26 protein-coding genes are annotated in these 26,320 nt (G+C 28.4%); 8 read left to right on the top strand and 18 right to left on the bottom strand.

Annotation, left to right across the window (positions count from 1 at the left end; all coding sequences use genetic code 11):
- Positions 1 to 333: 333 nt before the first annotated feature.
- The 3 genes from ACUSRV_RS14795 (at position 334) to ACUSRV_RS14785 (ending at position 2,627) form a co-directional block, all read left to right on the top strand.
- On the top strand, positions 334 to 1,044 hold the full coding sequence (locus ACUSRV_RS14795; protein ID WP_490142741.1) for a radical SAM protein: 711 nt from the start codon (positions 334 to 336) through the stop codon (positions 1,042 to 1,044).
- Positions 1,034 to 1,552, top strand: a complete 519-nt coding sequence (locus tag ACUSRV_RS14790; protein WP_490142740.1) for a QueT transporter family protein — start codon at positions 1,034 to 1,036, stop codon at positions 1,550 to 1,552. The genes ACUSRV_RS14795 and ACUSRV_RS14790 overlap by 11 nt, the downstream gene beginning before the upstream one ends.
- A 118-nt stretch (positions 1,553 to 1,670) precedes the next feature.
- Complete coding sequence (locus ACUSRV_RS14785) at positions 1,671 to 2,627, top strand: 1,4-dihydroxy-2-naphthoate polyprenyltransferase (protein WP_490142739.1); 957 nt, start codon at positions 1,671 to 1,673, stop codon at positions 2,625 to 2,627.
- Positions 2,628 to 2,714: 87 nt separating this feature from the next.
- Here the strand turns inward: ACUSRV_RS14785 and ACUSRV_RS14780 are convergent, their stop codons facing one another.
- Together ACUSRV_RS14780 and ACUSRV_RS14775 are read right to left on the bottom strand one after the other, a co-directional pair.
- Positions 2,715 to 4,451 (bottom strand): ABC transporter ATP-binding protein, encoded by a 1,737-nt coding sequence (locus ACUSRV_RS14780; RefSeq protein WP_490142738.1) that lies wholly within the window; start codon positions 4,449 to 4,451, stop codon positions 2,715 to 2,717.
- Positions 4,441 to 6,183, bottom strand: a complete 1,743-nt coding sequence (locus ACUSRV_RS14775) for an ABC transporter ATP-binding protein (RefSeq protein ID WP_490142737.1) — start codon at positions 6,181 to 6,183, stop codon at positions 4,441 to 4,443. The genes ACUSRV_RS14780 and ACUSRV_RS14775 overlap by 11 nt, the downstream gene beginning before the upstream one ends.
- Positions 6,184 to 6,329: 146 nt before the next feature.
- Between ACUSRV_RS14775 and ACUSRV_RS14770 the strand changes: the two genes are divergently transcribed.
- On the top strand, positions 6,330 to 7,226 hold the full coding sequence (locus ACUSRV_RS14770) for an HD domain-containing protein (protein WP_490142736.1): 897 nt from the start codon (positions 6,330 to 6,332) through the stop codon (positions 7,224 to 7,226).
- 57 nt (positions 7,227 to 7,283) lie between these two features.
- Here ACUSRV_RS14770 and ACUSRV_RS14765 read toward each other — a convergent pair whose 3' ends face one another.
- A complete protein-coding gene (locus ACUSRV_RS14765) occupies positions 7,284 to 8,837 on the bottom strand; it encodes a glycine betaine ABC transporter substrate-binding protein (protein WP_490142735.1) in 1,554 nt (517 codons plus the stop codon).
- A 19-nt stretch (positions 8,838 to 8,856) separates the two neighbouring features.
- Positions 8,857 to 9,969 (bottom strand): ABC transporter ATP-binding protein, encoded by a 1,113-nt coding sequence (locus ACUSRV_RS14760; RefSeq protein WP_490142734.1) that lies wholly within the window; start codon positions 9,967 to 9,969, stop codon positions 8,857 to 8,859.
- 345 nt (positions 9,970 to 10,314) lie between these two features.
- Between ACUSRV_RS14760 and ACUSRV_RS14755 the strand changes: the two genes are divergently transcribed.
- Both ACUSRV_RS14755 and ACUSRV_RS14750 read left to right on the top strand, forming a co-directional pair.
- Positions 10,315 to 10,704 (top strand): GntR family transcriptional regulator, encoded by a 390-nt coding sequence (locus tag ACUSRV_RS14755; protein ID WP_490142733.1) that lies wholly within the window; start codon positions 10,315 to 10,317, stop codon positions 10,702 to 10,704.
- A 348-nt stretch (positions 10,705 to 11,052) separates the two neighbouring features.
- Positions 11,053 to 11,274, top strand: a complete 222-nt coding sequence (locus ACUSRV_RS14750; RefSeq protein ID WP_490142732.1) for a hypothetical protein — start codon at positions 11,053 to 11,055, stop codon at positions 11,272 to 11,274.
- 46 nt (positions 11,275 to 11,320) lie between these two features.
- Here ACUSRV_RS14750 and ACUSRV_RS14745 read toward each other — a convergent pair whose 3' ends face one another.
- The 6 genes from ACUSRV_RS14745 to ACUSRV_RS14720 form a co-directional block, all read right to left on the bottom strand.
- Positions 11,321 to 12,004 (bottom strand): YetF domain-containing protein, encoded by a 684-nt coding sequence (locus ACUSRV_RS14745; RefSeq protein ID WP_490142731.1) that lies wholly within the window; start codon positions 12,002 to 12,004, stop codon positions 11,321 to 11,323.
- A gap of 12 nt (positions 12,005 to 12,016) precedes the next feature.
- On the bottom strand, positions 12,017 to 12,391 hold the full coding sequence (locus tag ACUSRV_RS14740) for a DUF4363 family protein (RefSeq protein ID WP_490142730.1): 375 nt from the start codon (positions 12,389 to 12,391) through the stop codon (positions 12,017 to 12,019).
- A 53-nt stretch (positions 12,392 to 12,444) separates the two neighbouring features.
- A complete protein-coding gene (locus ACUSRV_RS14735) occupies positions 12,445 to 13,254 on the bottom strand; it encodes a ZIP family metal transporter (RefSeq protein ID WP_490142729.1) in 810 nt (269 codons plus the stop codon).
- Positions 13,255 to 13,334: 80 nt separating this feature from the next.
- Complete coding sequence (locus ACUSRV_RS14730) at positions 13,335 to 14,519, bottom strand: ABC transporter permease (RefSeq protein ID WP_490142728.1); 1,185 nt, start codon at positions 14,517 to 14,519, stop codon at positions 13,335 to 13,337.
- Entirely contained in the window at positions 14,512 to 15,240 is a 729-nt protein-coding gene (locus ACUSRV_RS14725; protein ID WP_490142727.1) for an ABC transporter ATP-binding protein, read from the bottom strand. The genes ACUSRV_RS14730 and ACUSRV_RS14725 overlap by 8 nt, the downstream gene beginning before the upstream one ends.
- A gap of 142 nt (positions 15,241 to 15,382) precedes the next feature.
- Positions 15,383 to 15,928, bottom strand: coding sequence for a hemerythrin domain-containing protein (locus tag ACUSRV_RS14720; protein ID WP_490142726.1), 546 nt, complete (start codon positions 15,926 to 15,928; stop codon positions 15,383 to 15,385).
- Positions 15,929 to 16,100: 172 nt separating this feature from the next.
- Between ACUSRV_RS14720 and ACUSRV_RS14715 the strand changes: the two genes are divergently transcribed.
- Complete coding sequence (locus tag ACUSRV_RS14715; RefSeq protein ID WP_490142725.1) at positions 16,101 to 17,528, top strand: amino acid permease; 1,428 nt, start codon at positions 16,101 to 16,103, stop codon at positions 17,526 to 17,528.
- A gap of 66 nt (positions 17,529 to 17,594) precedes the next feature.
- On the opposite strand, the gene ACUSRV_RS14710 is transcribed toward ACUSRV_RS14715, so the two are convergent.
- From ACUSRV_RS14710 to ACUSRV_RS14685, 6 genes are all read right to left on the bottom strand, one after another.
- Entirely contained in the window at positions 17,595 to 18,596 is a 1,002-nt protein-coding gene (locus ACUSRV_RS14710) for an inorganic phosphate transporter (RefSeq protein ID WP_490142724.1), read from the bottom strand.
- Between the two features lie 11 nt (positions 18,597 to 18,607).
- Positions 18,608 to 19,234 (bottom strand): DUF47 domain-containing protein, encoded by a 627-nt coding sequence (locus ACUSRV_RS14705; RefSeq protein ID WP_490142723.1) that lies wholly within the window; start codon positions 19,232 to 19,234, stop codon positions 18,608 to 18,610.
- 221 nt (positions 19,235 to 19,455) lie between these two features.
- Positions 19,456 to 20,682, bottom strand: a complete 1,227-nt coding sequence (gene nagZ, locus ACUSRV_RS14700) for a beta-N-acetylhexosaminidase (RefSeq protein ID WP_490142722.1) — start codon at positions 20,680 to 20,682, stop codon at positions 19,456 to 19,458.
- Between the two features lie 98 nt (positions 20,683 to 20,780).
- Entirely contained in the window at positions 20,781 to 21,509 is a 729-nt protein-coding gene (locus ACUSRV_RS14695; RefSeq protein ID WP_490142721.1) for a hypothetical protein, read from the bottom strand.
- Positions 21,502 to 22,200 (bottom strand): ABC transporter ATP-binding protein, encoded by a 699-nt coding sequence (locus ACUSRV_RS14690; protein ID WP_490142720.1) that lies wholly within the window; start codon positions 22,198 to 22,200, stop codon positions 21,502 to 21,504. Before ACUSRV_RS14690 ends, ACUSRV_RS14695 begins: the two co-directional genes overlap by 8 nt.
- Before the next feature lies 1 nt (position 22,201).
- Positions 22,202 to 22,561 carry a GntR family transcriptional regulator gene (locus ACUSRV_RS14685; RefSeq protein ID WP_490142719.1) on the bottom strand — a complete coding sequence of 120 codons (360 nt, stop codon included), beginning with the start codon at positions 22,559 to 22,561 and terminating at the stop codon, positions 22,202 to 22,204.
- 259 nt (positions 22,562 to 22,820) lie between these two features.
- On the opposite strand from ACUSRV_RS14685, the gene ACUSRV_RS14680 reads away from it, so the two are divergent.
- On the top strand, positions 22,821 to 24,206 hold the full coding sequence (locus ACUSRV_RS14680) for a peptide MFS transporter (protein ID WP_490142718.1): 1,386 nt from the start codon (positions 22,821 to 22,823) through the stop codon (positions 24,204 to 24,206).
- 163 nt (positions 24,207 to 24,369) lie between these two features.
- Here ACUSRV_RS14680 and ACUSRV_RS14675 read toward each other — a convergent pair whose 3' ends face one another.
- Both ACUSRV_RS14675 and ACUSRV_RS14670 read right to left on the bottom strand, forming a co-directional pair.
- A complete protein-coding gene (locus ACUSRV_RS14675; protein WP_490142717.1) occupies positions 24,370 to 25,020 on the bottom strand; it encodes a TVP38/TMEM64 family protein in 651 nt (216 codons plus the stop codon).
- 62 nt (positions 25,021 to 25,082) lie between these two features.
- Positions 25,083 to 26,273 (bottom strand): VTT domain-containing protein, encoded by a 1,191-nt coding sequence (locus ACUSRV_RS14670; protein WP_490142716.1) that lies wholly within the window; start codon positions 26,271 to 26,273, stop codon positions 25,083 to 25,085.
- Between the last annotated feature and the right edge of the window lie 47 nt (positions 26,274 to 26,320).

Raw genomic sequence — 26,320 nt, 5'->3', positions numbered from 1 at the left:
TTGTTCACATTGATAACAGAACATTGGATTTGGCTCAACCTTTATTGGTGTAGCAGTTGTATTAGTTTCTTCTTTTTTATTTTTAAATAATCCAAACATTATTAAATTCCTCCCTGTTTTCTTTTTTAATTTGCTGTAACTCATGTTTATAATATATATCAAATTACTATGTTTTTCGGTAACGTAAGTTACAAATGAATAATATTTTAAAAATTACCTATAATTTATATAACTAGATATTGTATTGACTCTATTTGTTGTAATTGCTAAAATGTAGATATTCTGCCATAGCTTATGGCAGCTTTTTTTATTATATTATGAAGGTGTGATTATATGGATTTAAGTAGATACAGTATTATCACTGATAAGAACCCAAGAGAAATAGTTTTACTTAAGGGCTTCCCTTGTAAGTGGAGCCAATGTTCTTTTTGTGACTATATTCATGACAACAATATAAATCAAGAAGAAATAATAAAAATTAATAAAGAAGTTTTATCTAATGTAACAGGAAAATTCTCTTCTCTAGAAGTTATAAACTCAGGAAGTGTATTTGAACTTCCAGATGAAACACTAGAAGATATAAAGAATATAGTAGTTGATAAAAATATAGAAGTTTTATATTTTGAAAGCCACTGGATTTATAGAAACAGATTAAATGAAATAAGAAAATTCTTTGATGTGCCTATAATATTTAAATGCGGTGTTGAAACCTTTGATGATTATTTTAGAAATAAAGTGCTTAAAAAGGGAATGATAATTAATAACCCTGAAGAAGTTTCTAATTATTTTTCTTCAATATGCCTTTTAGTAGGGATTAAAGGTCAAACGAAAGATATGATAAGAAATGATGTCGATACATTACTTAAATACTTTAAAAGAGGTTGTATAAATATATTTAATGAAAATACAACTAATATAAAACGTGACTACGATCTAATAAAATGGTTTTTAAAAGAATACAACTATCTTAATGAAAATCCTAATATCGAAATATTAGTACACAATACAGACTTTGGAGTTGGAGATAACAGTGATGAAAATTAATGTAAACAAATTAGTAAAAATAGGAGTAGTTGCTGCAATATACTCGGTTTTAACAATATTTATAGCCCCACTTAGTTATGGGCCTATACAATTTAGATTTTCAGAGGTTTTAACTTTACTTGCTTTTATTGATCCCCTTTATATACCAGGTTTGGTTTTAGGATGTATTATATCTAATTTTTTTAGTCCACTCGGTATTGTAGATGTTATAGTAGGTAGCTTTGCTACTTATGTTAGTGTTTACCTTATAAGTAAATCTAAAAGCTTGTTTGTTGCGTCTTTATGGCCTACTGTATGCAACGCTATAATTATAGGTTTAGAACTTTATTTCCTAGTTAATGTACCTCTTTTCTTAACAACTTTTCAAATAGGTTTTGGAGAATTTGTAGTTGTTAGTCTTATAGGATATCCTTTATTTAAGAATATCCTAAAAAACCCTAAATTAGTATCTATTCTTAAAATAGATACTGATTCTAAATTTATTGAAGAAAAATTTAATAAAAAATAATATATTTAAAAACTTAGGAAGCAGCATTATAAAGATGCTGCTTTTTAAATTGATGAATTAACGTTAAACTATTATAATATATAATGGACAATTTAAATCACTAGTTAGGAGAGATATAATGAATATACAAAGTTTTTTTAAATTCGTAGAAATACAGACTAAACTAGCAAGTATAATACCACTTTTTTTAGGAACAGCCTTCGCTGTGTATAGATACAATAAATTTAGTTTAGTAAACTTCCTTTTTATGTTTATTTCATTGATTTCAATTGATATGGCTACTACAGCACTTAATAACTTTATGGATTATAAAAAGGCAATTAAAGAACATGGTTATGGATATGAAGAACATAATGCAATGGTAAAATATAATATTAAAGAAAAAACTGCTTTATCTATAATAATATGTCTTATACTAATAGCTATAACCTTTGGTATATTATTAGTTTTTAGAACAAATATAGTAGTATTTTTCCTTGGTGCAATATCGTTTTTAGTTGCTGTAAGTTATTCATTTGGACCAATCCCAATATCTAGAACACCTTTTGGAGAAGTATTTTCAGGTGTATTTATGGGATTTTTAATTCCACTTATATCAATATTAATACAATCTTTAACTAATCAAATTATTGATATTAAAATTACTTTAGAAACAATAGAATTCTCTTTCGATCTTTTAGAATGTATTATAATTTTCTTTGTGGCTATACCTCCTACATTATGTATTGGTAATATTATGTTAGGTAATAACATATGCGATATAGAAGATGATTTAGAAAATAGAAGATATACTCTGCCTATTTACATAGGTAAACAAAAAGGGTTGTTAATTTGGAAGTCACTATATTATATTTCATATATTTCAATTATATTATTAACTATATTAGGTATAAATCCATTAACTTCACTACTTGTGTTACTTACTTATAAACCAGTAAAAGAAAATATAAATGCATTTATGGACAAGCAAACAAAAAAAGATACTTTTGTTTGTTCTGTAAAAAATTTCGCATTAATAAATGGTTCTTATCTTGTTACTATATTATTAGGATTAATTATAAAAAAGTGGGCATAAGCCCACTTTCTTTATGATTTCCAACTGATAAATTTGAGCAAGGTCCCTGTTTTTCAAGGTCGTTGGCGACATGAACGAAGTGAATTTTTATATTTTAAATTGTGATGTATAAAGTTCATAATAAAAACCTTTCTTATCTAGAAGTCTATTGTGGTTCCCTTGTTCTATCAATTCTCCATCTTTAATAACCAATATATTATCTGCCATTTCTATAGTTTTAAGTCTATGTGCTATTACAAAACTAGTTCTTCCCTTCATAAGATTATTAAGTCCACTTTGAATATGAAGTTCAGTTCTAGTATCTATATTACTTGTAGCTTCATCAAGAATTAATATGTCTGGATCTGATAGTATAGCTCTTGCAATGGCTATAAGTTGTCTTTGTCCATGGCTTAGATTTTTTCCTTGTGAGCTTATTACACTATTGTATTTATTAGGTAGGTGTTTTATAAATGAATGTGCATTTGCAAGCTTTGCGGCTTCTATTATCTCTTCATCTCTTGCATCAAGCCTACCATATCTTATATTATCCTTTATAGTACCAGAAAAAAGATAAGTATCTTGGAGGACTATACCTATATTTTTTCTTAGTGAGTCAACTTTATAATCTCTTATATCTAATTTATCTATTTTTATTTCCCCACTATTTACCTCGTAAAAACGTGTTAATAAATTTATTACAGTTGTTTTGCCAGATCCAGTTGGACCTACTAAAGCAATAGTTTCTCCAGGATTTGCATGTAAATTTATATTTTTTAGGACTAGTTTATCTTCATCATACCCAAATGATACATTTTTAAATTCAACGTCACCTTTTAATTCAATTACTTCCTTTGAATCTTGTTTTTCAACTATATCTACAACCTCATCCATTATTTCAAATACTCTCTCTGCACCTGCTATTGCTGCTAATATAGTATTATATAATGTAGCAACTTGGGTTAACGGTCTTGCTATTTCCCTTGAATAATTTACAAAACTTGTTATTGTACCTATTGTAGCAGCTCCATTTAGTGTTAAGTATCCACCGACAAAGACAACTATTCCAAATCCTAAGTTATTTACAAAGTTCATTAGAGGGTGAATGATACCTGATAATATTTCTGACTTAAGTGATGATTCTTTTAGAGAATTATTTTTCACTATAAATTCATCTAATACATATTCTTCTTTTCCAAATAAAGTTATTACCTCTTGCCCATCTATAGTTTCTTCTATATATCCATTTAAATCACCTAAATGCTTTTGCCTTTTTATAAATGCCTTTTTTGTATAATTTCCTACTACCTTTGTTATTAGTACTATAAGTGGTATACTAATTAAGCTTGTAATCGCCATTATCCAATTTAAATAAAACATAGCAATTACTATACCTACTACAGAAATTAAAATAGACATAATTGTTACTACACTTTGTGTAAGTGCTGTATTTATATTATCTATATCATTAGTAACGCGACTCATAAGGTCTCCATGGCTATGTTTATCGAAGAACCTTAATGATAGGGATTGAAGTTTTGAAAATAAGTCTTTTCTTATATCCCTTATAGTGTTTTGAGATACTATAACCATAATATAGGTTTGAACCCATGTAAAAAGTGAATTTAATAAAAATACAGATAAAAGTATCATTAATGTTTTCAATGTTTTATTTATGTCCTTATTCAATATATTATCAACAGCTAATCCCATTAAGTAGGGAGCTAAAAGGCTTAAAATCGAAGTTATTATTACTATAACTACAACTAAAATAAGTGAAATTTTTTGTCTTTTTAAGTACTTCCATATTTTATTTAATGTATACTTTGTGTTTTTAGTTTTCATAAGATTCCTCCTTTCCACCTTGAGAAAGGTATATCTCTTTATATACATTGCAATTTCTTATTAGTTCTTTATGTTTTCCTATCCCTACTAATTTACCATCATCAAGTACCAATATTTTATCTGCATCTATTATAGATGATATTTTTGAAGATATTATAAATGTAGTTGTATCTTTATAATTTTTATTTAATCTATTTACTATTAATTCTTCAGATTTTGCATCTACGGCACTAGTAGAATCATCTAATATTAGTATAGATGGCTTTCTTATAAACGCTCTAGCAATTGATAGTCTTTGTTTTTGTCCTCCTGATAAATTTGTCGCCCTTTGATTTAGTTTATGTTTAAATTTATCATCAAAATTATATATAAACTCAATTGAACATGAATCTTCAGCTGCTATTTCAATTTCTTCATAAGATACATTTTCCTTACCATATAGGATATTTTCTTCTATGCTTTTAGAAAATAGTAAAGCCTTTTGAGGAACAAAACCTATAGATTTTCTCAAAGATTTTATATTAATTTTTTTAATATTAACACCGTCCACTAATATTTCACCTTTATCTATATCATAAAGCCTTGGTATTAGCTTTGCTAAGGTAGATTTTCCACTTCCCGTTGAACCTATTACTCCTATCTTTTCACCCATATTAGCTTTAAATGATATATTATTTAATACCATTTCATCGCTTTTGTTATAGCTAAAAAAAACATTTTTAAATTCAATATTTCCTTTTATATGTTTTTCTTCTGTAAAATCTAAACTGTCTAGAATTTCAGCTTTTGTATCTAATACTTCATTAATTCTATCAATTGATGGAAAAGCTCTGGTTATATGAGTTAATACCATACCAAAGGTCATTAAAGATGATAAAATTTGAATAAGATAGTTTAAAAATGCAACTAATTGTCCTATTTCAATGACCCCATTATTTACATTTATAGCTCCAAGCCAAAGGGCTGCAACTATTCCTAAATTAACAGAAAGCATAATAATAGGTAATAATATAGACATAACTTGATTTGCATTTATATTTACCTTTGTTAAATTATCATTGGATTTATCGAACTTACTTATTTCGTACTTCCATCTTACAAATGCTTTTACAACTCTAATTCCAGACAAATTCTCTTGCATTGTGTTGTTAACATCATCTATAGCTTCTTGAACATTTCTAAAAAGATTACCTGACTTTTTAATTATAAAAAATAATGATAATCCTAAAAAAGGTACTACTATAATAAGTATAGGCGATAGACTATATGAACTTATTAAAACCATTATTACACTTCCAATAAACAACAATGGAGATCTTACCATAGATCTTAATAACATCATAGTTGCAAACTGAACACTGTTAACATCACTTGTAAGTATAGTTATTAACTTTCCACTTTGAAATTTATCTATATTTCTACTAGAAAAACTTTGGATTTTATTATATAAATCTTTTCTTATATCTGTAGCTGCATTTATAGCTGCTTTGGTTGATAAATATATACATATAAGACCTCCTAATAGGCCTATAAATGCAACCAGTATCATAATGGCACCGTTTACCATTACATAATTTAAATCATTATTTGCTATACCTATATCTATAATATTTTGCATTATTTTGGGTTGAAGTAAGTCCATAAAAACTTCAAGTACCATAAATAAAGGACCTACAATTGCAATAACCTTATATGGCTTTAGATATTTTATTATTCTATTTACATTTTCCATATTATTATCCTTTCGACTTATTTCATAGTGACTATTTTAAATATACACTACATAATCTATTTTTAACCTAAATTTAAAATAATAATTATAAAGATTTATGTTAAAAATAAGTATTATTATATATTCTAAATAAGGATGTGTCTTTTATGAAAAAAAGTTTTGCCAAAGATTTAAAATCCGGACAAGATATAAACACTAGTTTTATGATAAAGAAGATATTTACAAGGGAAGAAAATAACTTAATTGGTATTATTGGAGATAAAACCGGTGAGTTTAGAGCAAGTATACCTGATGAACAAAGAAATTTTGGATTAGGAGATATTATAAACGTAAAGGGAACTTATCGTAGTAATTTTACTGCAGATAAATCCGATAAATTAACAGAGTACAATATTGAAGATTATTTACCTAATGTAGAAAGGCCGATAGATGATATTATGAATGAAATAGACCAAATATCTAAAGAAGAATTTATGAGTCCTGAGGCTATAGCTTTAAACAATTATTTCTTTAAAAATAATGATTTTGTAGATAGATTTAAAAGAGCTATTGGTGGAGTAAGTCAACATCATAACTATATTGGAGGCCTTGCTGAGCATACATTAAATGTTATGTACTTAACCAAAACAATGGCTTATAGATATAACACTAGAAACAAAGAAATAGCAATTTTAGGTGCTAAGCTTCACGATATAGGAAAAATTGAAGAAATGACCTATGATGGTGCATTTACATATACATTAAAAGGTTCTATGGAAGGTCACATAGTAATAGGTGTTACTATGATTGAAATGGCTTTTAAAGAAAATCCTAGTCTATATAGCGAAGATTTTATGGAGAGAATTAAAGGGTGTATAGTACAACATCATGGTAAGGTAGAATATGGGTCTCCTCAACCTCCTAAATTAGAAGAATCTTATATTGTTCACTTTGCAGATTATGTAGATGCTATGTTAAATAAAATAAGTATTATAACTAAAGATACTAGACCTAATTCATGGACTCCATTTGAAAGACGTATTGAAGGCAAATTGTATGTATAAAAATTCGCGTTGCTCAAAAAAGGTTATATTGAATGAAAATTCAATATAACCTTTTTTCTAATCTATTAAGTTTTTGCTTCTTAATAAATCTTGTGCTACTTTTCTTAATTCTTCTTTCTTTGTATCTACCCTATAATTGAATTCCTGCATTTCTTCATCTACTAAAATATTATCTAATTTTTCTAACATTTCTTTTAATTCCTTATTTTCTTTTAGTGTTTCATTATTTACTACAGGAACTGCATAGTATGGTGGAAAATAGTTTTTGTCATCTTCAAGAATAACAAGACCCAATTCCTTTAATTTACCGTCTGTTGCAAATGCATCTATTACTTGAACCTGATTATCCGCTATTGCATTATATCTAAGACCAGGATCTAATGATTTTATATCTTTAAAATTTAATCCATATAGTTTTTTTAGTCCTGGAAATCCATCTGGACGCTCTAATATCTCTGCTGTTGCTCCTAATACAAATTGATCAGATACCTTTGCTAAGTCAGAAAAAGTTTTAATATTGTATTTTTCTGCTGTTTCTTTTTTTATAGACAATGTATAAGTGTTATTGAACCCCAATGGATTTAACCAACTTAGATTATATTTATCATTAAATTCTTTTTTAACTACATCATATAATTTTTGAGATTCAGGTAATTCTCCTTCTTTCTTTAGAAGTGTTACATATCCAGTTCCTGTATATTCTACATACATATCTATATCTTTTTCTTGAAGTGCCTTAAATGCAGGAAGTGTTCCTCCTAATTCAACTACTTCTGTTTTTAAATCAGTATTTTTTTCAATATATTCCGATAAAACATATCCCATTAATCTAGATTCTGTAAAGTTTTTGGTACCTATAATTATTGTTTCATCTTTTACAAAAGATTTAGAAGTGACTATGAAGCCTATTATTAATAATGGTATAGCAACTCCAATCCCTACTCTTTTCATCATTTTTTTATTTGTAATTAATTTCCCAAGAGATCCCATTGGAAGTTTAGTTTCAACTAATCCAAGTATATAATCTACAGCTAAAGCTAATATTGTAGTTGGAATAGCACCAGCTAATATTATCCCTGTATCACTCATAGATATTCCTCTAAATATAAAGTCTCCAAGTCCACCTGCTCCTATTAATGAAGCGATAGTTGCAGTTCCTATATTTATAACTGTAGCAACTCTAATACCACCCATTATTATAGGAAATGCTAGGGGAAGTATTACCATAAACAACCTTTGTCTAGAGGTCATCCCCATACCTTTTGCTGCCTCAACAACTGAATCATCTACACTTTTAATACCTATATAGGTATTTTTTATTATAGGAAGTAGCGCATATAAAAACAACACTAGTATTGCAGGCCTATAACCTATACCACCTATTATAGGTAGCGGTATTATGAATCCAAACAAAGCTAAACTTGGTATTGTTTGAAATATATTTGCTACTCCTAATATAACTTTTCCATACTTTTCACTTTTAGAAACTAAAATCCCTAAAGGTATCCCTACTACAATTGCAATCAATACCGCACTTAAAGTTATTTGCATATGTTGCAACAACTTCTCCATAACCAAACTCATATTATTTAACATATAATTTAAAATCACTAAGCATCAACTCCCTTAATTAATCTAAAACAATTAAATCCGATATCATATTTAATAAGCTACTTTTTGTTATAACACCCATAAACATGTTTTCACTGTTTACAACAGGAACAAATTTGGCATGCCTATTTTTCATTATTTCTATAACTTCTACCATATTTAAAGATTCATCAACAGTTTCTATTGAATTATCTTTTATATCCATAACTTTAGATTTAGGATCTGCACTTTTTAATTCTTTTCTTGTTAAAAATCCTTCATAATATCCATCTTTATTTACTACAACTAAAAACTCTGTTTTTTTCTCTTTCATTACTTCTATAGCTTTAACTAACCCACTTCTTAAAAGTACCTTTGGATAGTTTTTTATCATTATATCCTTTGCTTGAACTAAATCAGGTTGTCTCCACAATCTATCTTTTCCAACAAAATTTTCTACAAATTCATTTACTGGATTGATTAAGATTTCCTCAGGTGAATCAAATTGAATTATATTTCCTTCGTTCATAACTGCAATTTTATCACCTAATTTTATAGCTTCATCCATATCATGTGAAACTAATATTATAGTTTTTCCTAACTCTTCTTGTAATCTAACCATCTCATCTTGTAATTGTTCCCTAGTAATAGGATCCAAGGCTGAAAATGGCTCATCCATTAAAATAATGTCTGGATCAGCTGCAAGTGCTCTAGCTATACCTATCCTTTGCTGTTGTCCTCCACTTAATTCATGTGGATATCTATCATAATACTCATTAGCAGGCAATCCTACTAAATCTAAAAGTTCTTTTGACCTTTGTTTTCTATTTTCAATAGGCCAGTCTTTTAATAGAGGAATTAATTCTATATTTTCACCAACATTCATATGAGGAAATAAGCCTGCCTTTTGTATAACATATCCTATATTTCTACGAAGTTCTATAGGATTTATTTTTGAAATATCTTCTCCATTAATATAAACCTTACCTTCTGTAGGATTTATTAGTTTATTTATCATTTTCATAGTTGTTGTTTTACCACAACCACTCTCACCTATTAAAACGATAAACTCACCTTTTTTTATTTCAAGATTTAAGTTTTCCATTACAACATTACCTTTATAAGACTTCTTTACATTTTCAAATTTAATCAAATTATAAAACCCCCTCTTAAAAATTTATAAAAATTAACACATATTTAAATATGTGATCCTTTTTTATTTAAATAACCATATAGGTTAAACACTAAATTATAATATATTGAAAAATATAGATTTTTATAGATATCTTGACGTGTATACCTTAGACCATTACCTTAATATGTATTTATAAGGCAATAAAGATTTAAATGTGACAACTTTAAAATTTTCAGGATATGTTAGTTACGTTAAATTCATTATAGCACACTAAAACTTATTTGTAAAATCTGATATATTTAAGTGTTATTTTTGATATAATAATTTTGTTATTTATAGATTATGTTTTAAGGAGAACTTTTTATGGAAAATCAAGAAATTCCAAGATATATAAAAATAGCTGCCGATATAGCAAATAGAATTTATACTGGAGAGTTTAAGGTTGGAGATAAATTAAAAGGAAGGTCTACTCTTTCTAGTAAATATAACGTATCTCCAGAAACTATAAGAAGATCCGTTTCACTACTTCAAGATATGGACATAGTAAAGGTATCTGAAAAAAGCGGTATATATGTTACATCTTCAGAAAATGCCTATGCTTATCTTCAAAAATTTAATTCTAAGAAAGATATAAAACAAATTAGACAAAAAATTAAAGAATTACAAAGTGAAAAGTTAAAAATTGATAAGGAAATTAATAAGTATATAGACATAATTTTAGAATATTCTATGAAGACAGACCCACTAGAATAACTAACTTCTATCCATTGTTAATTTTATGTGAATTTTATGTTAAAAAGTTATATACCTCAGTTAAAATTTATATAATTAATCAAATGTATTGTTTTCCAAAAATTCAAAAATTTCAATGGAATGAGGGGTAATTTATGGATGAGAAAAAAATGAAAAGAGATGCAAAGCTAGTTTATTCATTTATGGGTGTTTTAACAGTTGTATTTTTAGCAGTACTTGGAATGGCAATATTCTAAGATTTGTATAATGAAAATCACCTTATATTAATTAAGTTTGCTACACATACTAATATTAGACTTACTAATATCTATAAAAGCAACTTACTTAGATTAAGGAAAGGTGGTTTTTATGTCAAAGAAAAAAAAGAAGGCTCATAAGAAAAATCATAATTACAATCCTAATAAAGTAAAAAATGATTTAGATAAGATGAATCTAGAAATTGCTAATGAAATAGGATTACCTGACCACGATAAAACATATACTCAATTTGATTATCCTAAAGTTAGTACTGGCAGAAAGATTCTAAAAATGATTCAGAATCAAATTACAGGTAGAAATAATATACAATAAATGTTTTATAAAACCGCCATTTATAACGGCGGTTTTTAAATTTATATTATGTAGAAACTTTATCTTTTTTAAATATTGCAAGATTACCAGATGGTTCTAATTCGGCTAATGCAACGTCTTTAACATTGTAAATTCCCTTATTTTTTAGTTCCTTCATCAATCTATCCTTATTATAATTAGTGTGATTTAAATTTACATATACTATATCTCCATCAATTATTAAAGGTACTGTTATTCCTGAAGGTTCTTTTTTTAAATTTAAATCCTTTATTGTAACAGGCCTGTTTTCAGGTTTAGGAAAAACTGAAATTTGACCTTGCGGTTCTAAAATTACATAATCTAAATCTCTTATACTATCATAACCGTCTTGTCTTAATAGACCTAGTAATTCATTTAAGCTTATATCAGTTTTTCTAAGTGCCTTCATGTCTATTTGACCACTATTTATTAGAATAGTTGGAACATCTTCTAATATTGGTGTCAGTTTATTTATCAGTGAAAGCTTAGCTATAACAACAGTTAAAATTATTAACACACCTAACCCTATAATAGTTGTTGTTAAAGATTCTGTAATTAAAGGTTGTGATGCTACGTTTGAAAAAATCATAAGACCAGCTATTTCATACGGTGCCATATGAACCATAGATTTTTTAGATAAAGTTCTTAAAAAAAGATAAGTAAAAATAAAAATAATTATCCCTTTACATATATAAGCCAATATACCAGTCATTTTATCATCTCCCTATGGATTAGGTATAATCCTTGTTATTACCCTAGTAGTATCTCTTAAAGGTGCTATATAATCAACTAGATCATCTTCTTTATGCTTTGTAAGAGTAGTAGCCTGACTTAAGTTTTCTTCAAACCTATCTATACTCTCTGTTGTGTTAACTATCCTTAGTATTAATTCATTTTTCTTCCATTTTTTCTCTATATCCTTTAAATCATTTTCTATAGCATCCCAATTCTCTAAAACTAAACTTTTTTCTATCCTATCAATATCTCTTTCAATAGCTCTTGCAGACTTAGTAAGACTATAGAAACTAAAAAGCATTATTAAAAATAATAAAATAGTAGTTATGGCTATTTGAACTGTAATGTCTTTTTTATAAAGCACATAAATCACCTCATAATGATAATTAACATAAATCATATTTTTTATACGGTTTTTTATCCTAATGCAACATCTAATATCATCATTACAGTAAATCCAAATAATGTACATAAGGTGGCTAAATCTGCATTTTTATCAAGCTGTGACTCTGGTATAAGTTCTTCAACTACTACAAATATCATTGATCCTGCTGCAAATGCTAAAGCATAAGGAAGTATAGACTGTATTTGTACAACTAATAAAGCTCCTAATACACCTGCTATAGGTTCTACTACTCCAGATGCTTGACCGTATAAAAAACTCTTTGTCCTAGATAGACCTTCCCTACGAAGTGGCATTGAAACTGCAGCTCCTTCTGGAAAATTTTGCAGTCCTATACCTATAGCTAAAGCAACTGCACCTGCTAGAGATGCGGATTCAAGACCTGCTCCTATTGCTCCAAATGCAACTCCTACAGCCAATCCTTCTGGTATATTATGAAGTGTTACAGCTAGAACTAAAAGTATACTCCTATGTAAACCACTTTCCATCCCTTCTGCTTTTTCATGACCTATGTGTAAATGAGGAAGAAATTTATTTACAGCATATAAAAATCCTCCCCCAGCTAAAAATCCTATAGCTGGTGGTATCCAAGATGGTAGAGGCCCTTGTTCAGACATTTTTATAGATGGAGCCAAAAGCGACCAAAAGCTTGCTGCTATCATTACTCCTGCTGCAAATCCCATCATACCATCCATTAATTTTTTATTTATAGTTTTAAAGAAAAACACTATTACCGATCCAAGTGCAGTTACAAACCATGTAAATAAAGTAGCTAATAATGCTTGTTCCACGTGATTTAAATCTTTTATAAAATCTATAATCACAATACCCCTCCTAACTATTTACTTAATAATAAAAAACCTATATAGTATTTTCTCTATATAGGTCCTCTATTATTCTATTATTAAGTTCTAAATATAACATCTTCTCTATTAAACATATATCTAGCAAACAATATAGATATTATTATATAAAATAACAACCATCCGAATGTAAGTGCTATGTGTATAGGGTCAAAGACACCTGCAATAGCTTCTTTTATTAGAACTATTGCATTTACTACAGGTATATTAAAATATATTAAATCTATATTTTTAGGATCTAACATAAATGTAGCATATGCAGGTATAAATGCTATTATAGTAATTGGTGATAAATAAGTTTGAGCTTCCTTGAAACTTCTAGAATATATACTTATCGCTAATTCTATCGCTCCAAATACCATTGTAATTAATATACAAATTAGTCCTATAATAACTAATGATCCTAAAGATAAATTAATTCCTGATATATCTCCACCAAACATATTCTTGCTTTTATTCATTGCTATGAGTACTCCCACTATAAATGCAGCGGAAGTTATAATTCCCATAACAGTTATAGCCAGAAATTTACCCCAAAGTAATGATAATCTTCCAGCTTGGGTAGATAAAAGCGGTTCTAGAGTTCCTCTTTCCTTCTCTCCTGCCCCTAAATCTGTTGCAGCTGCAAGTGGCCCTGTTACACTATATATAATTAAGAACATAGGTAACATTGAAGATAACATTAATATACCTTCACCTTTACCTGTATCTACAGAAGTTTGTTCCTTAACAACTATAGGTGTCAATATATTTTCATCTATATTCCTTTGCTGTAATCTTACCTTTACTATTTCTTTGGAATAAATATCTATGTAAGAATTAATAAAACTAAAAGCAGTTGATGATGATTGACTTGAATTGTCATAAATTATAGTAAGTTCTGACTGCTTTTCATTTTGTAAATTTTCTTCAAAATTCTTAGGTATATTTATAGCCACATCTATTTTTCCATTTTTCACATCTTTTTCAAAGTTATTAGACTCTTTTATATTTATGTTCTTTTGTGATTTAATGAACTCTGCAAATGATCCGTTACTTTCATCTTGTATTCCTATTATTATACTTTTCTCTGCATCTTCCATAAAACTACTCATACTCTTATCCATTACATAGAACAAAACTGGAATTAAAAGTAGAGGAATTACAATTCCCATTATAAATGTCTTTTTATCTCTAAATAAATCTTTTAATTCTTTTTTTAGAACTATAGAAGTTATATTATTCATTTTTATCACCTACTAACATCATAAATATATCCTCTAAGTTATCATTATTATATTTTTCTTTTAAATACTTTGCCGTTCCTGTTTCTATTAATTTACCTTTGTTAATTATTATTATTCTGTCACATAATTTTTCAACTTCATTCATACTGTGACTTGAAAACAATATTGCTTTCCCATCTTTTTTGCACTTTAATATAAAATCCTGAACTATTTTAATAGATGATACATCAAGTCCTATAGTAGGTTCATCAAATAGCATTACAGAAGGATTATGCACTATACTCCTAGCTATAGCCACCTTTTGTTTCATTCCCCTTGAAAACTTTCCAACTCTTCTATTTATGTAGTCTTTCATTCCCAATATATCAGCAAGATATTCTATGTGTTTAGTTGCATCTTCTTTACTAATTCCATTTAACTGAGCAAAATACATTATATTTTCAAAAGCTGTCAACCTATCGTAAAGTCCCACTTCTCCTCCAAATAGTATCCCAACTTCTTTTCTAACTTTGCTAGGGTCTTTATTTATGTCATATCCATTAATAATAGATGTTCCACTAGTTGATTTAAGCATAGTAGCTAACATTCTCAATGTTGTAGTTTTTCCTGCTCCATTTTCTCCAAGAAGACCTACTATTTCGCCATTATTAACTTTAAAATTTATATTATCTACTGCATTTACTGACTTAAAACTCTTTGTCAGCCCATTGACTTCTATCATTTAATCACCTCGTTTATTTAATATGCATTAATAATACTCTTATTATCAAATAACAATAATTATTCGCATATTCTAATTATATTATATTATATCATAAATAAAATAGGGACTACTTTTTTAAGTAGTCCCTATTTTATAGTTTCTATATCATTTTTTCTAATTTCTCTATAATTTTTAAGTACTTATCTTGAATTTTATTTTCAAAACCTCTATCTTCAACTTCTCTACAGCTTTCTTCTATCTCTTTTAGTGCATTTTCACTTAATTGTTTTTCGGCAAATTTATATATAGCACTATCTTCTTTATGAATGTGCCTAGATAATAAATCTGCATAAGCCATAGCGCTACCTATTATATCTACTTTTGAATCTAAATCTCCGTCTTTAACTTTTTTCAAAGACTCTTCTAAATTCCCAATATATAATCTTCCTAAATCGTGTTCTGAGTACATTCCAAGTATAGGACTTTCTGTATGTGGCAACTCTTTTATCATCTTTTTAAATAATATTTCTTCTTCTTTACTATGATGATGTTTATCTGCATAATTTCTTATAAAATCAATTGACATATCGAAAGCTTCGTAATTAACTTCCTTTGTATCTATTATATTTATACATAGTTTTCTAACAACACTAAGTACTCTTTTTATATCTTCGTGCTCTTTCATCATAATTGATATTGAGTTCAATTTAATATCCCCTTTCAAATTTATATTGTTCTTATTATATACAATTGTTTATCATAATTATGTGATTTAAATCAATTTTTAAATTTAATAAGTACTTTTTAAAATTTAATTTGCATAAAATTAATAAAAAAATATTTTTATTAGATTATTAATTATTTAAGGGGGCGTTTACATGTCAACTGAGAAAGGCAATGGACTCAAAAGAAGTCTTAAAGCAAGACATCTAAATATGATAGCTATAGGAGGTGCTATAGGAACAGGACTGTTTTTAGCCACAGGTACTACAATTAATCAAGCAGGACCTGGAGGTGCTCTCATATCATATACAATTATAGGTGTTATGGTTTATTTCTTAATGACTAGTTTAGGCGAAATGGCAACTTTTATGCCTGTTTCCGGCTCATTTGAAACTTATGCTTCTAAATTTGTTGACCCTTCATTTGGATTCGCACTTGGATGGAATTATTGGTATAACTGGGCTATAACTGTTGCTGCTGAAATGGTTGCTGGAGCCCTTATTATGAAGTATTGGTTTCCTGATACCCCTGCTATAATTTGGAGTATTTTATTCTTAGCTTTGATAGTTGCCCTAAATCTTTTATCAGCTAAAGCTTATGGTGAATCTGAGTATTGGTTCGCTGGCATAAAGGTAATTACAGTAGTAATATTTTTAATCGTTGGAGTTTGTATGATTTTTGGAATAATTAATTCCGATACAGTTGGTCTTCAAAATTTTTCATATAAAGAAGCCCCTTTTGTTGGAGGAATTAATTCAATCCTCATGGTTTTTCTAATAGCTGGCTTTTCATTCCAAGGCACTGAACTTGTTGGTATTGCAGCTGGTGAAAGTGAAGATCCAGAAAAAAATATTCCAAAAGCTATTAATACTGTATTTTGGAGAATATTAATATTTTATATAGGCACTATATTCGTAGTTGGTGCAATTATTCCATATACTGATGCTGGTGTTGATACTAGTCCATTTACTTTAATATTTGAAAAAGCTGGTATAGCTGGTGCAGCATCTCTTATGAATGCAGTTGTATTAACTTCTGTATTATCTTGTGGTAATTCTGGAATGTATGCATCTAGTAGAATGCTATATGCAATGGCTCAAGAAGGCAAAGCACCTAAAGCATTTGGAAAAGTTAACTCTAAGGGTGTTCCCGTTAATGCTTTATTACTAACTACAATCGTCGCTTCTGCTTGTTTCTTAACAGGACTTTATGCTGAGGATACTGTCTATGTATGGTTAGTTGCTGCTTCAGGATTAGCCGGATTTATCGCTTGGATTGGTATTGCTTATAGCCATTATAGATTTCGTAAAGCTTACGCTGCTCAAGGCCGTGATTTAAGTAAATTAAAATACCAAGCTAAGTTATTCCCACTTGGTCCAATAATAGCTTTAGTATTATGCATAGTTGTTGTATTAGGTCAAGGAATAAGCTATTTCCAAGCTGAAAATGTAGATTGGATAGGAGTACTTGCATCCTATATAGGATTACCAGTATTTTTATTATTATGGATATTATATAAATTTAAATATAAAACTAAATTTGTAAAATTGGAAGAAGCTGATTTTTCAAATCCAGAAAAATAATATTTTTATAATTTATTGTAAATAAAAAAAGTTAGAGAACTATATTAATATAGTTCTCTAACTTTTTTATAAAAATAAAATCTCTATTAATTTATAAATCAATGCTGCAAATGCAGCTGATATAGGTAGAGTAATTACCCAAGTAATAAGCATTTTCTTACCTGTATCCCATTTTACAGCTCTTGGTCTATAAGCAGTACCTACACCCATTATTGCAGATGATATAACGTGAGTTGTACTTACAGGAAGACCAATATGAGATGCTCCAAATATTATTAAAGCTGAAGATAAATCAGCAGCAACTCCACTTATAGGTCTAATCTTCATAATTTGAGTTCCAACAGTTTTTATAATTCTCCAACCACCAATTGAAGTTCCAAGTGCCATAGCTATAGCACATGAAAGTTGTACCCAAAATGGAATAGCATCTCCACTATAAAAACCTGTAGTAGCTAATGCCATAGTTATAATACCCATTGATTTTTGTGCATCATTTGTACCATGTGAAAAAGATTGTATTGCAACAGTTAATATTTGTAATCTTCTAAATCCATTGTTAGTTTTAAATATATTAGATTTTGTAAATATATTTTTAAGTATAAAAAGTACAATATATCCAACTGCAAATGCTAAAATTGGCGACGTTATAAGTGCTTTTAAAATCTTTAAAAATCCATCATAATGTATTGTATCAAATCCAGATGCAGCAATAGCAGCTCCTACAATAGAACCTATTAATGTATGTGATGATGAACTTGGAATCCCAAAATACCATGTAAGTAAATTCCATGCTATAGCAGAAATTAAGGCTGCTAAAATTACATATGAACCATTTGCAATGGCATATGGATTAACTATATCTTTGGCAATAGTCTTTGCAACACCTGTAAAAGCAATAGCCCCTAAAAAGTTCATTACTGCTGCCAAATAAATTGCCGTTTTTAACTTTAAAGCTCTAGTTGAAACTGCTGTAGCAACGGCATTAGCAGTATCATGAAATCCATTTATAAAATCAAAAGCTAGGGCTAAAATTACAGTTAAAATTATTACTATTAATGCTGTATCCATAATTACACCCCTTATGCATTTTTCATTATTATTGTTTCTAAAACCTTAGATACATTTTTACATTTATCTACAGTAGCTTCAAGTGTTTGATATATTGATTTATACTGTATAATTTTTATTGCATCATCTTTGTAATCAACAAATAACTTCTTTATTGCTTGTCTTTCAAGACGATCTGATGCAGACTCATATTCTTTTACTTTTAATATAGGATCCATCATATTAGCTAATTTCTTTTCTGAAAGTAATTCAATACATTTGAATACTTCTATTGAACAATTGTTTACGTGTTGGCTAAATTCAACCATTTCTTCAGTAACTTGGTGTATATCATACATTTCAATACGTGCTGCACATTGTTCAAGTCCATCTAATATATCATCCATACTATTTGCAAGATGAAGTATATCTTCCCTTTCTATAGGAGTTATTAATGATTTATTAAGTTCTTTAGTAAGTTCGTGAACTATTTTATCACCTTTTTTCTCATAACTCTTTATTTCATTATAGAATTCTTCTAAGTGGTTACTTTCTTTTATTTTAAAGTTAAAAAAATATTTCGAAGCTTCTCTTACAACCTCTGCTTGTTCCAAAAGCATTATAAATAATTTGTCTTTTCCCTTATTTCCAAATAACATTGTTATTTTCCTCCTAATATATAATTTTCTCATTTGCTTACATACACAGACAATAAACGGGTATAGTGCAAAAATTTTATAATGCATTTTATATCCCTTAAAGATTATATAACATATTCTTAATAATTTTAACACTTAATAACAAATTTAACATGTATTTAACATTTTTCTACACAAAAAAAGATATATTTTAATTCCAAACATATCTTTTTTTATTATATCTATTTACTTGTATAAGTGTCCAAAACTTTATTTATATTATTGTTTATACCGTTGATGTCTACTGAATTTATAATTTCACCATCTAAATTATATTTATCCTTTAGTTTTAAAATTCTATATACACTTTTATCTATTCTTTCTTCTGATATTTCTCCATCTTTTACCGCTTTTTGTAAATAGTTTATTACATTAACTTGATTATCGTTGTTATGGCAAACTAATACAATGTCAGATCCAGCATTAACTGATTTTATAGCAGCATCTTCTATATTGTAGTTTTTCATAATAGCACCCATAGTCATATCGTCAGTTATTACAACCCCATCAAAATTTAAATCATCTCTTAATATATCACCTATAACCTTCTTAGACATAGATGCTGGATAATCAGGATCTAGTTTGGTCATTAATATATGCGCAACCATTACTACATCTGCTCCATCTTTTATTGCATTTTTAAAAGGGACAAGTTCAACTTCATTTAATCTATCTAAATTATTCTCTATAGAAGGTAATCCTAAGTGAGAATCTACAGATGTATCGCCATGACCAGGAAAATGCTTTACAACAGGGATAACTCCTTTGTCTTTAATACCTTTCATTGTTGCAATCCCTAAGTCGCTTACAATATTAGGATCAAGTCCAAATGATCTATTTCCTATTACAGGATTATTCGGGTTTGTATTTACATCTAATACTGGAGCAAAATCCATATTAATTCCAAATGCATTTAACTGCATAGCCAATATATTTCCTATTTCATATGAAAAATTCTTATTGTTTATTTTTCCTATTTCTCTATTTGTAGGAATATTTTTAAATTCATCTGGGACTCTACTTACTTTTCCTCCTTCTTCATCTATAGATATAAATAAAGGTATTTTATTATTTGAATTATTTTCTTTTAATGAGTTTACAAGATTAAGTAATTGCCCAGAATCTCCTATATTTTTTTTAAATAAAATAAATCCCCCTACCTTTTTATTTTGTATCATATCTATAGTATTTTCATTTACATTATATCCATCAAGGCCTACTATAACCATTTGACCTATTTTTTCTTCTAAATTCATTGTTTTTATTTTTTCCTTTATTGGGTCTACTACTGGTTTATCGGTTTCAGCTTGATTGTTATTAGGTTGTTTTTCATCTACAATACTACATCCTACTAAAAAGAGTATTATAGATATTAATGAAATTATTAATAAATAATATTTTTTGCCCATATTATACCCCCTATTTTTATATAACTAATAATATTATTATATTCTAAATTCAACAAAAAAAATACTCCGCCAATAGGTGAAGTATTTTGTAATTAATTTTATAAATTTATTTTCTTATCTAATAAATATCCTGTAGCTCCAAATAACATAGCGTTCATAACAATATTTAATAAAATGTATAAATAAGATACTTGGTTCAGCCCTACTACCATCATATTATCTTGAGAATTTAAAAATAATTCACCGATATATCCAGTAATAGTTGATATAATAATAAAAATTATAAATGACAATAACTTACCATGTCTTACATTAGAAAATATACTTTTTGTCAAAGCCATAGATAAATAGGCTGTCAATAAAAAATTTATATATCCAATTAAAATTAATAATAAAATCTTAAACACCTCAGGTATATATTCAGTAGGAATTACTCCATATAAAGATATTTGTGGGAATTTATTTGCCAATATTTGATAATCTATAAATCCAATTAATCCTGCAAATAACAATATACCTATACATTCAGCTATAATAGCAGATAATTTCCCCCCTAAAATTCTATATCCACTCAAAGGAGTTGAAAACAAAAACTGACCTTCTTCTGTAAATAGACTTGTATACATTCTTCTTATATGGTCAACACCTAAAATCACAACCATAGCAAATGCTATCATAAATAAAGCAATTGTAAATATTGATGGTTCACTACTATTTTCTGTAATTATTCTTCTCATAATATCTATATTCAATATTATAGCAACTGCTATTGCACCTAAGAAAAACTTCCATCTACTCATCCAATCATATTTTATTAATTTAAACATCTTTATAAACCTCCCTATATATCTCATCTATAGACATATTTCTTTCTATCCTTAAATCCTCTGCATTTCCCCTTAATGCTACAGTTCCTTTATCAATAAATATTGCTTCATCTATTATAGTCTCTAATTCTTTTACTAAATGACTTGAAATTATAATAGTATTTTCTTCATTACAAATATTTAGTATTGACTCCATAATCTTTTCCCTAGATATAGGGTCAATTCCATTTAAAGGTTCATCTAACACATATAGCTTTGCATTCCTAGAAAAAGCTAAACTAAGCCTTAATCTTCCTAGCATACCAGTTGATAAGTCTGATATTTTTTGTTTACTGTTAAGTCCCATAAAATCTATCATTTCCATAGCCTTATTTTTATCAAAATCACTGTACATATCTTCATAGTATTTTATACATTGCTCTATTTTCATCCATCTTGGAATATGATTACTCGTTGGCATATATGAAACTATTTTCTTAGTGTTTGTTCCTATTTTTTCATTGTTAATTTCTATATCACCACTAGTAGGATAGCTAAGGCCTGCTATTATCTTCATAAATGTAGTTTTTCCACTTCCATTAGGTCCTAATAATCCGTATATTTTCCCTTGTTGTATAGATAAATTTAAATTATCTAAGGCCTTTTTATTTATGAACTTTTTTGTTATATTTTTAGCTTCTAATAATTCCATATTAATCCTCCTTTAAGTACTTATTAATATAATTTAGTATTTTTTCATTTGAATATCCTAATTCCTTCATTCCATTTATAAAATTTTCTAAAAGTCCATTTGCTAAGTCACTTTTTATTTTTTTTATAACTTCTTCATCTTCAGTTATAAAAGAACCTATTCCCCTCTGAGTATAAGTAACTCCTTCTCTTTCTAATTCTTGATAAACACGTTGCATAGTGTTCACATTAACTTTTAACTCTGATGCCATACTTCTGACAGAAGGCAATTTTTCTCCTTTATTTATCCTTTCTAATATAATGTCTTTTTTTATTTTATCCATAATTTGTAAGTAAATGGGAATCCTTGTATCAAAGTCCATTTAATCACCTCCTAGTAATACTGTTATATTTAGATAGTACACTATTATTATATTCACGTCAATGACTTTATATTTATATTTTAAAATTTAATTTTTAAAATTTAATTTGAATTTCGACAAATTTTCCTTTCATTTATTTTAATCTTCCGTATATTTACAAATTACTTGTAATTCAAACATGAAGATGTTAAAATAATTTTAAAAATTATCGATTGAAAAATAATTCACAATCTTACAACTGATAGAAAGGGGAAATATTATGCAAGCGACAGCAAGCGTGCAAGAAAACGCAAAGGTAAAACATCCTCCTGGTTTGTATTTACTGTTTTTCACAGAAATGTGGGAAAGATTTAGTTATTATGGTATGAGAGCCTTATTAGTTATGTATTTAACAACAGAACTTATAAGAGGTGGTTTAGGATTTAGTACTCAAAGTGCAACACTTCTTTATGGTTATTTTACAGGATTTGTTTATTTCACTCCAATGATAGGTGGATGGCTTTCTGATAAATATTTAGGACAAAGAAGAGCTATAACTATCGGTGGTATAACAATGGCACTTGGGCAATTAGCATTGTTCTCTAGCCAAAGTAAGGGAGCTTTATATTTAGGATTATTTTTACTTATAATAGGTAATGGTTTCTTCAAGCCAAATATATCAACATTAGTTGGTCAATTATATCCAGATGGAGATAAAAGAAGAGATGGTGCATTTACAATATTCTATATGGGTATTAACGTAGGTGCATTCTTAGCACCACTTGTATGTGGTACTTTAGCTGAAAATATATTTGCACAAAAACAAGGTGAAATGATAGTACACTATGGATTTAAATTTGGTTTCTTAGCAGCAGCAGCGGGTATGATAATAGGACAAATATTATTCAATGCTTTATCAAATAAATACCTTGGTGATATAGGTAAATATCCAGCTGGAAAAGGAAAAACTGATAATAAAGATAGTGAGGTTGCAAACAAACCTCTTACTAAGGAAGAAAAAGAAAGAACTGCAGTTATATTCATATTGGCAGCTTTCGTTGTGTTCTTCTGGGCAGGATTTGAACAAGCAGGAAGCTCGCTTACAATATATACTCAAGACTTTATAAATAGAAATGCATTTGGAATGGAAGTACCTGTTTCTTGGTTCCAATCATTAAACCCAGTATTTATAGTTTTACTTGCACCATTAATGTCAATGTTATGGTTTAAATTAGCTAACTCAAAACGTGGTGATTTATCTATACCAGTTAAAATGGCATGGGGACTAATTCTTCTTGGTTTAGGATTTGTGTTAATGGTAGGAGCTGGTTTAGAAAGAGGAAATGCTGGAGACGATATAACTGTAAAAGCAAGTATGATATGGTTAGTTGGAGCTTATTTCTTACACACACTTGGTGAGCTTTGCTTATCTCCAGTTGGACTTTCAATGGTAAGTAAAATAGCACCTGTAAAATTAGCATCATTCCTTATGGGAATTTGGTTAATGGCTAGTTTCGTTGCTAATATAGTTGGTGGATATGTAGCTTCTTATGTTGAGACTCTTGGACATGTTCAAGTATTCGGTACTATAGCAGGAGCAGTTATATTCTTTGGATTATTATTATTAACACTAAGAAAGAAACTTGTTGAAATGATGCACGAATAATAATTTAAATAATAGATTTATTATTTATCTAATAAAAAAAGCGTATGATTGGCTAATCATACGCTTTTTAAAATTCAATTATTTAAAACTTCCTGACCTTATATAAAAATATCCTTAGTATTATTTTTAACCTTTACTACTAATTCCTCTTCTTCATTATAATTTATTTCTTTTTAGACACCATCTTCCCTAACAGTATTGATCCTAGAGTAAGTAGTATCACTAGTACTATAGAAACTATAAACTCTAGAGAGTGTATATCTAATATCTTATCTCCTACATTTAGGAATATTACTGTCCCTGGCAAAATTCCTATAATTGTGGCAATAGTATATTTACTAAAAGGTATATTAGTAAGTCCAGATGCATAGTTAATTACATTGTAGGGCATTGCTGGTATTAGCCTACATATAAATACAATTAGAAAGCTTTCGTTTCCTTCTGCTTTTATAAATTTATCCCACCATTTTTTTGGCATCTTCTCTTCAAGATACTTATTTACCATGTCCCTTGCCAATAATTTAGCTATCCAAAACATCAATGAACTATTAAGTGCTGCACCGATCAAAGTATATAGTGTGCCTATCCAAAGGCCAAATGAAAGACCGCCTGCCAATGCCAATATAGGAACCGGGAAGAAAAATACTGGAAGTACAACCCATACAAGAATATATGCAATTGGTGCTAGTGCACCAAATCCAGTTATCCAATCACGAATGGATTGTGCAGTAATATTCGATAGAAACATCTTATAAGTTAGAAAAAAGGCTATTGTCAATACAATAATGATAACTTTTTTTAGTCTCTTTGACATATATTCTATATCCTTTCTCAAAATAGAAACCTGATGTAATATTACATCAGGTTTCTTTTTCACTATTTATCTGTTTCTTCTTTTTTCTTAACTTTATTCTTATCATTATATACTTTCTTTGCAATACCTATTACCATTGATAAAGCAAATAATGTTAATAATCCAACAAACAATTTCTGAGCTCCACCTGTAAGTGTTCCTCCAACGTATGAATATACAATTGTCGCTGGTAATTGACCTAAGCCTGTTGCTATGAAGAATGGCCAAAATCTCATATTAGTAAGACCAGCAGCATAACTTACAAAGTCAAATGAAACAAATGGTAAGAGTCTACAGATTAATATTGTATAATTTCCGTATCTTTCGAAGAAAATATCTACAGTTTCCATTGCTCCTTTGCTAGTAAGCTTTTCAACAGCATCTCTACCAAGTACTCTTGCTATGAAGAAACATAATGCAGCCCCTGCCATAGCAGATGACCAAGATAGTATTGCTCCTTGCCACCATCCAAATATAGCTGCATTTGAAAGGGTAATTAGGAACGCTGGAATTGGTGCAGCAATTGATTGAAGAACCATAAGAGTAAATGACACTACGATAGCTAATTTACCATATGATCTCAAATAATTAATTACTACTTCTGTATCTAACTTAGATATTGTACTAAAGGCTTTATTTAAGCCATTATGAAGAGAAGGAATGGTAAAGTAGCAAAGCATAAAAATTGCTATACAAACAATTGCAATAATTCTTCCTATTCTTCTATTTTTCTTAACTTTTGCAATTTGTTCTTCATCTAGTTCTTCTCTTAAGTCTTTTAGTTTTAATTCTTTTTCTTTTAGAGCTTTTCTTTCTTCTTTAGTATATTCCTTTTGGTATTTTCCAACAGTAAGTACAATATATAAGTTTATTATATTTACTATTATTGCACATACAATGAATATAGGTAGTATCTCTGATACAGGATTTGTAATTAATAGTGTTTCTCTTGTAATATAAAAGAATTGTTGTAGTCTTCCTGTCAATAAAGCTATTAGTATAGCCGCCAATTCAATGATATAAAATGAATACTTCCAATCTAGTCTTTTCTTAGAAATACCGACCATAAGTCCAAAGCCTGTAAAAACATACATTACTAACCCTAGTCCTATCATCATTTCATATGCTACACTAAAGAACAGTAACATACTTATAAGAAAGCCTAGTGCTATACCTGTAGTAGTATAGTAAAGTAGCAATCTTAGTTTTCTCATCAATTAACCTCCTAAATTATTTTGTATGAAAAGCCATACAAATCTGA

The sequence above is a fragment of the Sporacetigenium sp. TC11 genome, from assembly GCF_058146105.1.
Note: the sequence above shows the minus strand (reverse complement) of the source record. Positions and strands in the feature narration are given on the sequence as shown.

Excerpts from the sequence above, each read along its gene's own strand:
- ACUSRV_RS14795 (WP_490142741.1), top strand. The coding sequence starts at position 334 with ATGGATTTAAGTAGATACAGTATTATCACTGATAAGAACCCAAGAGAA.
- ACUSRV_RS14790 (WP_490142740.1), top strand. The coding sequence starts at position 1,034 with ATGAAAATTAATGTAAACAAATTAGTAAAAATAGGAGTAGTTGCTGCA.
- ACUSRV_RS14785 (WP_490142739.1), top strand. The coding sequence starts at position 1,671 with ATGAATATACAAAGTTTTTTTAAATTCGTAGAAATACAGACTAAACTA.
- ACUSRV_RS14780 (WP_490142738.1), bottom strand. The coding sequence starts at position 4,451 with ATGAAAACTAAAAACACAAAGTATACATTAAATAAAATATGGAAGTAC.
- ACUSRV_RS14775 (WP_490142737.1), bottom strand. The coding sequence starts at position 6,183 with ATGGAAAATGTAAATAGAATAATAAAATATCTAAAGCCATATAAGGTT.
- ACUSRV_RS14770 (WP_490142736.1), top strand. The coding sequence starts at position 6,330 with ATGAAAAAAAGTTTTGCCAAAGATTTAAAATCCGGACAAGATATAAAC.
- ACUSRV_RS14755 (WP_490142733.1), top strand. The coding sequence starts at position 10,315 with ATGGAAAATCAAGAAATTCCAAGATATATAAAAATAGCTGCCGATATA.
- ACUSRV_RS14750 (WP_490142732.1), top strand. The coding sequence starts at position 11,053 with ATGTCAAAGAAAAAAAAGAAGGCTCATAAGAAAAATCATAATTACAAT.
- ACUSRV_RS14745 (WP_490142731.1), bottom strand. The coding sequence starts at position 12,004 with ATGACTGGTATATTGGCTTATATATGTAAAGGGATAATTATTTTTATT.
- ACUSRV_RS14730 (WP_490142728.1), bottom strand. The coding sequence starts at position 14,519 with ATGAATAATATAACTTCTATAGTTCTAAAAAAAGAATTAAAAGATTTA.
- ACUSRV_RS14725 (WP_490142727.1), bottom strand. The coding sequence starts at position 15,240 with ATGATAGAAGTCAATGGGCTGACAAAGAGTTTTAAGTCAGTAAATGCA.
- ACUSRV_RS14715 (WP_490142725.1), top strand. The coding sequence starts at position 16,101 with ATGTCAACTGAGAAAGGCAATGGACTCAAAAGAAGTCTTAAAGCAAGA.
- ACUSRV_RS14710 (WP_490142724.1), bottom strand. The coding sequence starts at position 18,596 with ATGGATACAGCATTAATAGTAATAATTTTAACTGTAATTTTAGCCCTA.
- ACUSRV_RS14705 (WP_490142723.1), bottom strand. The coding sequence starts at position 19,234 with ATGTTATTTGGAAATAAGGGAAAAGACAAATTATTTATAATGCTTTTG.
- nagZ (WP_490142722.1), bottom strand. The coding sequence starts at position 20,682 with ATGGGCAAAAAATATTATTTATTAATAATTTCATTAATATCTATAATA.
- ACUSRV_RS14695 (WP_490142721.1), bottom strand. The coding sequence starts at position 21,509 with ATGTTTAAATTAATAAAATATGATTGGATGAGTAGATGGAAGTTTTTC.
- ACUSRV_RS14690 (WP_490142720.1), bottom strand. The coding sequence starts at position 22,200 with ATGGAATTATTAGAAGCTAAAAATATAACAAAAAAGTTCATAAATAAA.
- ACUSRV_RS14685 (WP_490142719.1), bottom strand. The coding sequence starts at position 22,561 with ATGGACTTTGATACAAGGATTCCCATTTACTTACAAATTATGGATAAA.
- ACUSRV_RS14680 (WP_490142718.1), top strand. The coding sequence starts at position 22,821 with ATGCAAGCGACAGCAAGCGTGCAAGAAAACGCAAAGGTAAAACATCCT.
- ACUSRV_RS14675 (WP_490142717.1), bottom strand. The coding sequence starts at position 25,020 with ATGTCAAAGAGACTAAAAAAAGTTATCATTATTGTATTGACAATAGCC.
- ACUSRV_RS14670 (WP_490142716.1), bottom strand. The coding sequence starts at position 26,273 with ATGAGAAAACTAAGATTGCTACTTTACTATACTACTACAGGTATAGCA.